Raw genomic sequence first — 10,089 nt, 5'->3', positions numbered from 1 at the left:
AAAATTTACCAACCACAGGAGCGATCGCTGTTGACTACACCGCCGCTATTATCCTCATTAGCACCTTCTACCAAGTTTGCTAAAAAGGCTTGTAGTCTCATGCGCTCAATATAAGGCCAGCCTCCCTCAGATTCAATATCTTTGAGCAATGAGTAGAGTTGCTGACGGTTCTCAGGTAAAGTTGCTTGAAAAGCTCCATCCCGAATCTCGCGGTGTAACTGTTCTAACTGCCGTAATAAAGCTAAAAGCGCGATCGCATCTCCTTGGCAACTTTTTGCTGCCTCATACACAGTATTTGAAATTATTTGTAGTTTAGAAGACAGATTTTCTGCTTCCAAGCTTCTCTCGTTACTCATGCCAGCTTTTCCGTATAAATGGCCTAATCAAATTTACCCAACATTTTTGGCTTTCTATTGGCTAGCAGTGTTATATCTTCTCAATAGCCTTTTATACGGTTGTTGAGGATTGCTGCCTTTTGGTTATCCAGCCTTAAGTGTCTGAAAACTTTCCGATGGGAAAACTCGGAAAACATAAATTATCCGATTTCACCAAATCAATAAACTATATTTCCTGCCTCTACTCCTTCGTTACCCATCTGACATTAAATCTTACTCCCTAGGCGAAGCAAGCTACAGGTAGCTTCCTACAGGCTGCTCATTTATCTCCTCATTGAACACAATTGCGTTCGCCTTTAAAACAACCCAATTACGTCCATTAGAGCCTATACGTGAGCTAAATCTACTCCTGATATTCTGGGTTAATACGAGAGTGCTTTGATTTTGAGTTTCAAAAAATCGTATGATCTGGCTGATTTCCCTATTTAAACAATGGGCTGTATGTAGTGGCGACACATACATAATACAGAACGATTAAAGCGATGCCACTTTTGCCATACGCTAGAGGAAAGTACGAAGAGAATCTTACTCTTCGTGTCCTCAGAGGCAAGCGCTGATGCCGCTCTGTGTCAGGGCACAATCATTGATGCGCCCAAACTCTACCAAATGCCGACAATAGTAAAACTGCTGGTTTTTGACCGTTTGGGCCAAACATCCGTAATGGATGCAGTGTACTAGCTAGCCTGGGGTTTCTATCCCAGAGTCAAAAGAGCGACACGTTTAAATACGTTTAGCAAACATAAGTTTGAGCGGCAATTACCCAACCCTACCCGTAGGGAAGGAACTGTGCCCAACCGGAAACGGAAAGGCATAAGGGTAAACTGCAGTCAACGTCCCTATATTAGGGCGGTTTCTCACCAGAGATCGAAACTTAAGTGCAGTTTTACAACGTTAGATATTAATTTTTGAAATTGAGGTTGATCATGAGGTATCGCGCTTTAATTGTTGCATTCTTGGCTTTGTGCCTAGGGCTAATAACTGCTTGTAGTGATGGTTCCTCTGCTAGCAGTAGAGACATACTGACATACGAACAAATTCGCGGCACTGGTTTGGCTAACAAGTGCCCTCAATTGGCAGAAACAAGCCGTGGTTCCATTCCCTTGGATTCTAGCCAGTCCTACACCATTAAAGAACTTTGCTTAGAACCAACTAATTTCTTCGTCAAAGAAGAACCAGCTAATAAACGCCAAGAAGCAGAATTTGTTGCTGGTAAGCTCCTAACTAGGTATACATCCACTATTGACCAGGTGCAAGGCGATCTGACAATCAATTCAGACAGCAGCTTGACATTTGCAGAAAAAGATGGATTAGACTTTCAGGCCATCACCGTACAACTACCTGGTGGTGAGCGAGTACCTTTCCTGTTTACTATCAAGAACTTAGTTGCTCAAACACAACCTGGTTCAATCAGCTTGAATACTTCTACAGATTTTGAAGGCACATTCAAAGTACCTTCATATCGTGGTGCTGCTTTCTTAGATCCCAAAGGACGGGGTGTGGTTACTGGTTATGATAACGCTGTAGCGCTGCCTGCCCAAGCGGATGATGATGAACTGACTCGCACTAACGTTAAGCGCGCTGAAAGTCTGAGCGGCAAAATTTCCTTGCAAGTAGCTAAAGTTGATAACTCTACTGGTGAAATTGCAGGTACTTTCGATAGTGAACAGCCATCTGATACTGATTTAGGTGCTGGTGAACCTAAAGAAGTGAAGATACGTGGGCTTTTCTATGCTCGAGTTGAACCCAACAGAGGCTAAGTTAGCTTGAGTACCGCAAATTACGGGCACTCAGATAGTCACAACAATTCTGTATGCATTAGGCTTGAATGCAAGATTTAATTCACATACCCCCTCTTAAATCAAGGGCGTATGTGTTTTTTTTGCAAATCGGCTAATCTCTATATTTTTTATTTACTGGCGTAGGCAAAGATAGCGCAAGAAAGCTTTTGAGATTTGGTTGATGGATGAAATTATCTAGAGAAGCTACTTTTGGGTGATCCGTCTCTCTATTCATCACAGCGCTATTTGCCATTTTTTAATTTAAATTTAAATTACATTAGGCTTAATTTATTCAAAAATTTATCATACTTGTAAAATTTTTATATTTGGAATTTTTTATTTCAAATTTGAACAGGAAATTTAAAATCTTTAAAGTGTATTTTTAAATTTTTATAATTAACTGCATCCATCTAAAATCTCATTTTTGATAAAAACTCTAATCGATTTTAACTAATTAATCGTTAATAACAAGTACGTATATTTTTGCATATATATTTAGCAAGCTTGAAATAATGATGATTTTTGCTAGTTAATGTCGTATTTTTACTGAGCCAATCAAGATTAAAAAATCCCAGTTCATCATCAGATAATCAAAGTTTTTGTCTACCATCTAACCTGATACTTAATAACCAAAGTTAGGTACAATCTCGGTTTGAAAAACAATAGAAAGTTTTATATTTTGTGTCTATATAGTTTTTTGGCTCTAGGTAATACCAAAGCTAGATAACAAACAAAATACCAAATATGCTTGTTTGCACTTAGCTCGATTGTTTACCCATCTTAGGTTATGTCATAACAAATTTGTTATGTGTCGTAAATCTATTGGGTAATTTAGTTTGATATTTACGTTCATATCGCTCAATCGCATCTAAGTTTACAAGCAATTACTTAACGCTTTATTTGCTTTGCTCAATAAACTCGGTGCTATGCCTACCACTGTCACCACTGAACTGAAGCATGAAACCTGGCAATTGTTGCGAGAATATCAGCAATCGCGCTCAGAAACCGTTCGCAATCAGCTAGTTAAACTCAATTTTGGACTAGTGAGAAGAGAAGCTCACTATTGGATGAATCAATGCCATGAAAACTATGAAGACTTACTCCAAGTCGGCTGTTTAGGTTTAATTAAGGCAATTGAGAAATTTGAAATTTCTAAAGGACATGCTTTTAGTTCCTTTACTGTTCCTTATATTCGCGGTGAAATTCAACATTACCTCCGAGATAAAGGTGTAACTGTACGCATTCCCCGACGCTACTTAGCACTGCAACAGCAAGCGATAGGAGTTTCGCGTTCTTTGCGTGCACAATATAATCGCCAACCTACTGACTCTGAACTAGCAGCTGCACTAGAAATTTCCCCTAATGAATGGCAGGAAATTAAATTAGCATGGATTAATCGTGCGCCTTTGAGCTTGGATGTACCAATACAAGATGGAGAAGAAGGTTCTACAAGCCTAGGAGAATTAGTTCCAGATCCTCACTATCGCAGTTTTCAATTAGCGCAAGAAGATCAAATTCGTCTACAACAAGCGTTGGTTCAGTTGGAACAGCGCACCCGTGATGTTTTGGAATGTGTATTTTTACATGATTTGACACAAAAACAAGTTGCAGAACATTTAGGGATTAGTGTAGTCACGGTTTCCCGGAGAGTCAAGAAAGGGCTGGACTTGTTGAAAAAGCTTATGGGTGTGGTAGACGAGTAACTAGCAAATATTCACTCCGCATTTATGCTGTACTGACAGTATAAAAATAACCAGGCAAATGTAAAAAATTAGGTTATAACGGGAACAGACTTAGTCTTTAATACAAATTTAAGGCTGGTTAATTTTCCTAAACAAATTTTCCTATAGCTTTTGAGAACGGCTAATGGATAGAAAAAATTTCACAATCGCAGGTGCAGCCATTTTAGCGTTGGCGATCGCTGGATGTACCACAGAAGAAACACCACAAGCTACTAATCCTAGCCCGGTTGCCAAACCAGCAGTCAAATCGCCACCAGCTACGCAAACTTTTAATAACCCTCTCGTCCCTGGAAAACAGGTGTCAAAAGTTGCCGCCGCAACTTATAGTCCTGCTTCTACTTTGATTCAACCTACTAATGCTACAGAGCGGTTAGTTTTGGTATCAAAAGGACGAACAGACCCATTTGCGGAAATTATTGCACAAGGAGGTAATAGCATACTTCCTAACGGACAAGGAAGACCTGTTCCTAATTTACCGCCTCTGCCTATTCCTAAACCGCCAGCAGTAACAGTACCAGTAACAACAGCACCTAGAAGTGCAGTTAAAGCAGCTACTATCCAACCCAGAAAAATACAAATCCAAAAAACTGCTGCTATTCCTAAGCTAATTCCTGTTTTGCCAAAAGTTCTGCCGCCAGTACTTCCTAGCCCAAATCTGGTATCTGTATTACCTAAACCACCAGAACCTGATTTAGCAAAGTCAGTTTTTGTAACGGGTGTAGTTTTAATTGGTAAACAACTACAGGCGATTATTAAAGTACCAAATGAGCCATCAAGTCGCTATGTGCAAGCTGGACAGCGACTAGCCAATGGGATTTTAATTAAGCGTATTGAAATGAATGAAGGCTCCAATCCTATTGTGATTGTGGAACAATATGGAATTGAAGTTGCCAGAATGGTGGGAGATGCACCTACCAACTCAGCAACACCAACTACGAATCCCGGTGGAAATCCTGGTTCGCAGACAACGCCATCTTAACAATCTTGTTGCTGTCGGAGCTTCATTACAATGGAGACGAAGGAAAAAATTGAGTTTGCTGGTTTGCCTTTAGCTGTCTATCGAGAGATAGGGGCTCATTTGCGTCAAGTTGAAGGGGTAGAAGTAGGTTTGATACCTCAGTCGTCTCTACAGTTTGATTATTATCAAAGTCAAATTGAAGGTTTATGGATTTCTTGGGTTTCCAACCCTAAGTCTTCAAGTCGGCACCGTGTTCAGCAAATTTTGGCTTACTATCGAAGTCTTTATAATGTTTGATGATTTCAACTAAGAAGTTGTCTTCCGTAACTGTGTACATTAGGACACATGAAAAAGAAAATATGGACTAGAGATTAGGGACTAGGCAAGATTATTTCCTGCCTAGTTCCCAGTCTCTAGTCTTTATTTTTAAATTAGTTTTTTTGAAAATAACTATCCCATAGATAAAGCAGAAAATTGCTATAAAAAAACTATAGCTAGCAAAGTATAGCTTCAGAATTAATGACGAATGAAAAGGCTACAGCAAACTTGCTTGAAAAATTTGCTTTGGAGTCAAATTTAACTCTGGAAATGTTTGACAGATAATCCGCTCGCTATCTTGAAACTTACTGATTTGGTATTCTCCATCAACTAAGTGACAGACAGAGATTGTGGGTCTTTTGGGGTTACCAATAAAATTGCGTCCACCTAAAGCTGCATAATCTATAATCCAGTATTCGGAAATTCCTATCTCCTCATAATCAGCATATTTTAAGTAGTAATCGTCCCGCCAGTTGGTTGATACAACCTCGATTACCAAAGGTATTGATGCGCCTAAACTCACAGTAGATTCTTTTTTCCACAATGGTTCATTGACTAAATTGGCACGGTTTAGCACCAAAACATCAGGAAAATAACCAGAATCTTTTTCAGGTGGTCTGACTATAGCTTGGTTGGGGATAACATAGGGGAGGTCTAAGCGATCAAACTCAACTGTTACTTTTCTAGCTATAAAACCCTTTACTTCTTCGTGTTCCCCTACTGGTTGTGCCATTTCTACAATACTTCCATTATGTAATTCGTAGCGTAACCCTGAGTTTTCAGGTAGCCAATCGACAAATTCCTCAAAGGTTACTAGCTTACTTATGGACTGAGTCATAGATAATAGAGAATTACTGCTGTGAAATTATTATCTCCAATCTAGGAGACTACGGACAGCTTGAAGAGCCTGATACTTTAGTGTTTCCAGATTAGTTTTAGCTCTAAATATGCTGAGAGAGTATTATTAAAGGGTCATACTGGAAAAACAGTCTCAATTAATTGCTGGCCGTAATGTAAATTTTACTGATGATGATTTCACTGTGAAGAGTTACCTTTTAACAGTATCTTTATCAAAACATGGCCTAAGATTATGCAATTGTAAATTGCTGAGGTAAACTTGCAAGCAAGTAATGCAAAATATTACTCAGCTGGTCTGCGGTCTGGGCATCACTCACAATGGAACACTGGCAATTTCTGATACAGAGACAGGGCGATCGCGCTTGGCATACCCTGGAATCGCCAAAGGTAGAAATTATCGAAGGTCGGTATAGAGTTTTGGCTCGTTCTAACCGTCCTAATACGGATGTGGAAGTACGGGTCATTCACTCATCGACGCAAGAAGTCCCGCCCAAGCGGCGAATTCAGAAGCGATCGCGTCGCACTAATGCAGAAGGTTTAATGGCGGTAATTCCTTATACCTACTTCAAAGCCGGAATTTGGGAACTGCAATGCTCTGGCGACTTGATGTCGGATATTCTCGGCGGTCAATCGTGGCAATACAACCTCTATGTGCGGGTTTTATCTCAGCAAGCAGATGAGATAAATCCAGTATTAGATACACCTCCAGACTCTCCTCATATTCCTGTTAATGATCTCGCACCTGCTGTTCCTGAAGAGACAGAAATTAGCATTGCACCACCAGAAACTGTTAATACTGCCCCAGCCACAATAACTACAATAGAAATTAGCCCTCCCAGAAGCGAAGTTCCAATTGAATATTTAGAAGATGCCATTATCGATCAGCCTGTCAGCCCAGTTTGGGTGAAGGGAGTAACGGCAGAGCAGATTTTACAAAACTTAATAGAATTTGCCTTACCTACCTCTGAGCCGCTTTTCGATGAGGAAATGTTGACAGATCCGCCAGCAACGCCAGGGTTACCACCTCTGTTGCTGAAGCTCGATCAGGAAACCTATGTTGCTCGTTGGGGAGGAAGTCTCGCAATTAATGGGCAATTAGAGCTAAAACCAGAAAATGAAGAAGTTGAGATTCCTGAGAAACAAACTCTCTATTCTCTAGAATTAGAAATTGATTTACGCTCACCTCTTGGTTTAGAAACCTTGCATCAGGTACGGCAAGCTTTGCCTAACAAAGTCGTACCTTTTAAGATCCCAGCCACAATTGATATTCCTGCTGATTGCGAATCTAAGTTAATTTTGGCGGATGTGAATTTATATGGTGCAGTTAATGAGGGTGGGGACGTAGTTTTATTAGCTAGCCAGTCTTTCACAATTACAGCAGATGTGAGCGAATTACTGGTCATCAAAGCCGAACTCACAGCCAAAAAACCAGAGATTGTCGAAGAAATACCTGCACCTGCAACTGCTGAGTCATCACCTGGTATTGATTTGTCACTGTTGAATTTAGTAAAAACGATCCAACCAGATGATTCTTTAACTCTTGGTGCGTCGGTGCCGAAATTTCTTCCCCCAGAAATTAAAACGCGATCGCCAAAAAAATCTGTAGAGTCTCATAGTGGGATTCAATTGCCGAATATGCCACCGTTACCTCCTATACCTGCTAAGGTAGCAGAATCACTGACAGCAGAGCCGCCGCAACAAGAAGAAAGTCTCGACAAGGTTGATACGTTAGCCGCGATCAACATGGATGAGCTGGTAATTACAAATCGGCGATTACCGATGATTAGCGGTACATTTCCATTCTTGAAACCGTTACCAGCTTTACCCGGTGGTGAGGAAGCAGTTCCATCAGATTCTCAGTCTCCAAAAGCATCAACAGCGCTAGATGTCAATTTACCTGATCTGGAATTGAACGCTGAACTATTACGTAGCTATTCACAATCTCAAAATCAACCTGTTGTTGAAGAAACTGTACCACGTCGCTCTAAATTAATTGATGCCTATATTGCTGGTGTATCTACGCCAACTCGGCCGGGGTTTGATAATACAGTGGCACAACCTGCTACGCCACCACCTGCTGAATTAATTAGTGATGCAGTTGCAGAAGTAGCTACACCAACTTTGCCAGAATTTGATGATGCGGTTGCACAACCTGCTATACCACCACCTCCTGAATTAATTGATGATGCTGCACAAACAACTACACCACCGGATTCGCAATTAATTGATGATGCAGTTGCACAAACAGCTACACCAACTCGTCCCAAATTAGTTATAGAGGGAAATCCCTACTCATCCCCACTCATTACACAGTGGTTGCAAAGCCAAGGCTTCTCTTTACCCGAACCGATCCATCTGCTAGATCAAGATGATGAAATGGATGTTGTCGCACACCAGATAACACCCGATGAGCAAATTAGTGATGCTTTTAACCCTGAAAGCACTGATATTGAACTCAATTTGTCATTCAACTTAGATGCTGACATGGGAATAGTTGCAGATGAGTTGGAGCTTGTCCAACAGGAGCTAGAGACAGCAGAAAATGTATCAGAAGTAGAGTTAACGCTACCAGTACCAGAGCCACCTCCCCCGCCACCACGTTATCCGAAGATACCCCTAGTTCGGGTTACAGAAGAAATTATTGTAGATGATACTTACATTGAGCCGGAAGAAGAGATAGTTCCGAGCGTTCCTGAAGAAGAAGAAGAACAAGAGGAAGTACCATTAATAGCACCACCATCGCCATTACCGTTGATGGCTGTAGCAGTTGTTGAGTCTTTACCAATTCCGCAACTGTATTTACCAGAGGGAGAATTAATTGCTGGTACATCTGTACGGGTACGCATAGAACTACCTGAGGTACCGCCAGAAGTTGTGGTGAAGTTATGGATTAAAGATTGCCAAACACGTTGGTTAATAGACGGCCCCTATATCCTCAAAGAGTTACTACCAAACTCTTCGGGAGTCTTGGAAGTAAAAACGCAATTACACGTACCTTTTGGCTGCTTAGAAATGCGCGTAGAAGCGATCGCACTTAATCAGGAAACTCAACAGGAAAGTGACAAAATCTCCCTAACACGCTCTGTAATTCCTCCTGATTTGCCGAATTTGCAGCTAGAGGAACTCTTAGGTATTTAGACATTCTTGCTAAATCCTGCTGTGTTAAAAATCTTTAGATTTTCAAAAATGGGACAGAATTTGCAGTAAGCTCATCTTGAATTGAAGTGTAATTCAACAGGAATAATTAGCTATGACAACTGAACTTTTTCCTTCAATCTTGGCTAGTACTTCTTACTTGCCTGCTCTGTTCGTTCCCATTATTGGTTGGGGTGTACCCATCGCAGTATTTGCGTTTTTGTTTATCTATATTGAACGCGAAGATATTGCTTAATTTGTGCTACAGCAATTAGTCAATAGTACTCCGATACTGGTAAACTATTGACCAAGGACAAATGACAAATCACAAATAATTAATACCGCCTATCTCTATGAGACGGGCGGTTTTTTTATGATGTTGATTTCTAAACAACTGCTAGAGAATCTACATTATTATGCTATTCGGCTCCAGCTACTATTAAAGTGAAGAACCGATTCCGGCATAGGCTCCGTAAAAGAAAATGCCTACAACTGTAATTACACCTAATCCTGCGATCGTAGCGACGACCCACAGGGGAATTCTCCCACTTCCTGACACAGCTTTTCTCCTCCCTTAACAACAAATCAACACAAGTTGAATAAACAAATGATTAACAAAGATTTTGCCAGTTAGTTAAAGAAGTAACTGGAAAACAGGATACCCAGAACAAAAATCAGTAGTAGTCCCAGGTACAGTGAAGTCCGGTTTAATTCAACCGGCTGATTATTGGGATTGGGCGTTCTTTCCATGAGTTGCTCCTAGCGTTGAATAAACTGCATTGCGGCGATCGCGCCCAAGAAGAAGACAGTAGGTACACCTAGGGTGTGAACTGCCAACCATCTAACTGTAAAGATGGGATAGGTAACTGGTTGATTGATGTTGTTGCCGCTAGTCATAATCTCAA

The 10,089-nt window shown here is 40.7% G+C and carries 11 protein-coding genes; 6 read left to right on the top strand and 5 right to left on the bottom strand.

Annotated features, from left to right (window positions below):
* Window positions 1–5 precede the first annotated feature (5 nt).
* Window positions 6–356, bottom strand: coding sequence for a hypothetical protein (locus AACU25_RS07055; protein WP_096574518.1), 351 nt, complete (start codon window positions 354–356; stop codon window positions 6–8).
* Between the two features lie 962 nt (window positions 357–1,318).
* Here AACU25_RS07055 and psbO point away from each other — a divergent pair.
* The 4 genes from psbO to AACU25_RS07035 all read left to right on the top strand — a co-directional run bounded on the left by psbO (window position 1,319) and on the right by AACU25_RS07035 (window position 5,170).
* A complete protein-coding gene (gene psbO / locus AACU25_RS07050; protein ID WP_096574517.1) occupies window positions 1,319–2,152 on the top strand; it encodes a photosystem II manganese-stabilizing polypeptide in 834 nt (277 codons plus the stop codon).
* A gap of 947 nt (window positions 2,153–3,099) precedes the next feature.
* Window positions 3,100–3,876 (top strand): RNA polymerase sigma factor SigF, encoded by a 777-nt coding sequence (locus AACU25_RS07045; protein ID WP_045872951.1) that lies wholly within the window; start codon window positions 3,100–3,102, stop codon window positions 3,874–3,876.
* Window positions 3,877–4,039: 163 nt separating this feature from the next.
* Complete coding sequence (locus AACU25_RS07040; RefSeq protein WP_096574516.1) at window positions 4,040–4,894, top strand: hypothetical protein; 855 nt, start codon at window positions 4,040–4,042, stop codon at window positions 4,892–4,894.
* A gap of 30 nt (window positions 4,895–4,924) precedes the next feature.
* The gene (locus AACU25_RS07035; protein WP_096574515.1) at window positions 4,925–5,170 is read left to right on the top strand and encodes a hypothetical protein; all 246 of its coding nucleotides are present in this window, start codon (window positions 4,925–4,927) and stop codon (window positions 5,168–5,170) included.
* A gap of 238 nt (window positions 5,171–5,408) precedes the next feature.
* Here the strand turns inward: AACU25_RS07035 and AACU25_RS07030 are convergent, their stop codons facing one another.
* Window positions 5,409–6,029 carry a Uma2 family endonuclease gene (locus AACU25_RS07030; protein WP_096574514.1) on the bottom strand — a complete coding sequence of 207 codons (621 nt, stop codon included), beginning with the start codon at window positions 6,027–6,029 and terminating at the stop codon, window positions 5,409–5,411.
* 338 nt (window positions 6,030–6,367) lie between these two features.
* Between AACU25_RS07030 and AACU25_RS07025 the strand changes: the two genes are divergently transcribed.
* Both AACU25_RS07025 and AACU25_RS07020 read left to right on the top strand, forming a co-directional pair.
* Entirely contained in the window at window positions 6,368–9,187 is a 2,820-nt protein-coding gene (locus tag AACU25_RS07025; protein WP_096574513.1) for a hypothetical protein, read from the top strand.
* A 112-nt stretch (window positions 9,188–9,299) separates the two neighbouring features.
* Window positions 9,300–9,440: a photosystem I reaction center subunit VIII gene (locus AACU25_RS07020; RefSeq protein WP_045872956.1), complete on the top strand. Its 141-nt coding sequence runs from the start codon at window positions 9,300–9,302 to the stop codon at window positions 9,438–9,440.
* Window positions 9,441–9,623: 183 nt separating this feature from the next.
* On the opposite strand, the gene AACU25_RS07015 is transcribed toward AACU25_RS07020, so the two are convergent.
* From AACU25_RS07015 to psbF, 3 genes are all read right to left on the bottom strand, one after another.
* Window positions 9,624–9,743, bottom strand: coding sequence for a photosystem II reaction center protein J (locus AACU25_RS07015; protein WP_013190555.1), 120 nt, complete (start codon window positions 9,741–9,743; stop codon window positions 9,624–9,626).
* A gap of 71 nt (window positions 9,744–9,814) precedes the next feature.
* Window positions 9,815–9,934, bottom strand: coding sequence for a photosystem II reaction center protein PsbL (locus AACU25_RS07010; protein ID WP_071989460.1), 120 nt, complete (start codon window positions 9,932–9,934; stop codon window positions 9,815–9,817).
* A 9-nt stretch (window positions 9,935–9,943) separates the two neighbouring features.
* Window positions 9,944–10,081 carry a cytochrome b559 subunit beta gene (psbF, locus tag AACU25_RS07005; protein ID WP_015115279.1) on the bottom strand — a complete coding sequence of 46 codons (138 nt, stop codon included), beginning with the start codon at window positions 10,079–10,081 and terminating at the stop codon, window positions 9,944–9,946.
* Between the last annotated feature and the right edge of the window lie 8 nt (window positions 10,082–10,089).

The sequence above is a fragment of the Tolypothrix tenuis PCC 7101 genome, from assembly GCF_963874875.1.
Taxonomy (GTDB): domain Bacteria; phylum Cyanobacteriota; class Cyanobacteriia; order Cyanobacteriales; family Nostocaceae; genus Aulosira; species Aulosira tenue.
This window is presented reverse-complemented; position numbering and strand designations above follow the sequence as displayed.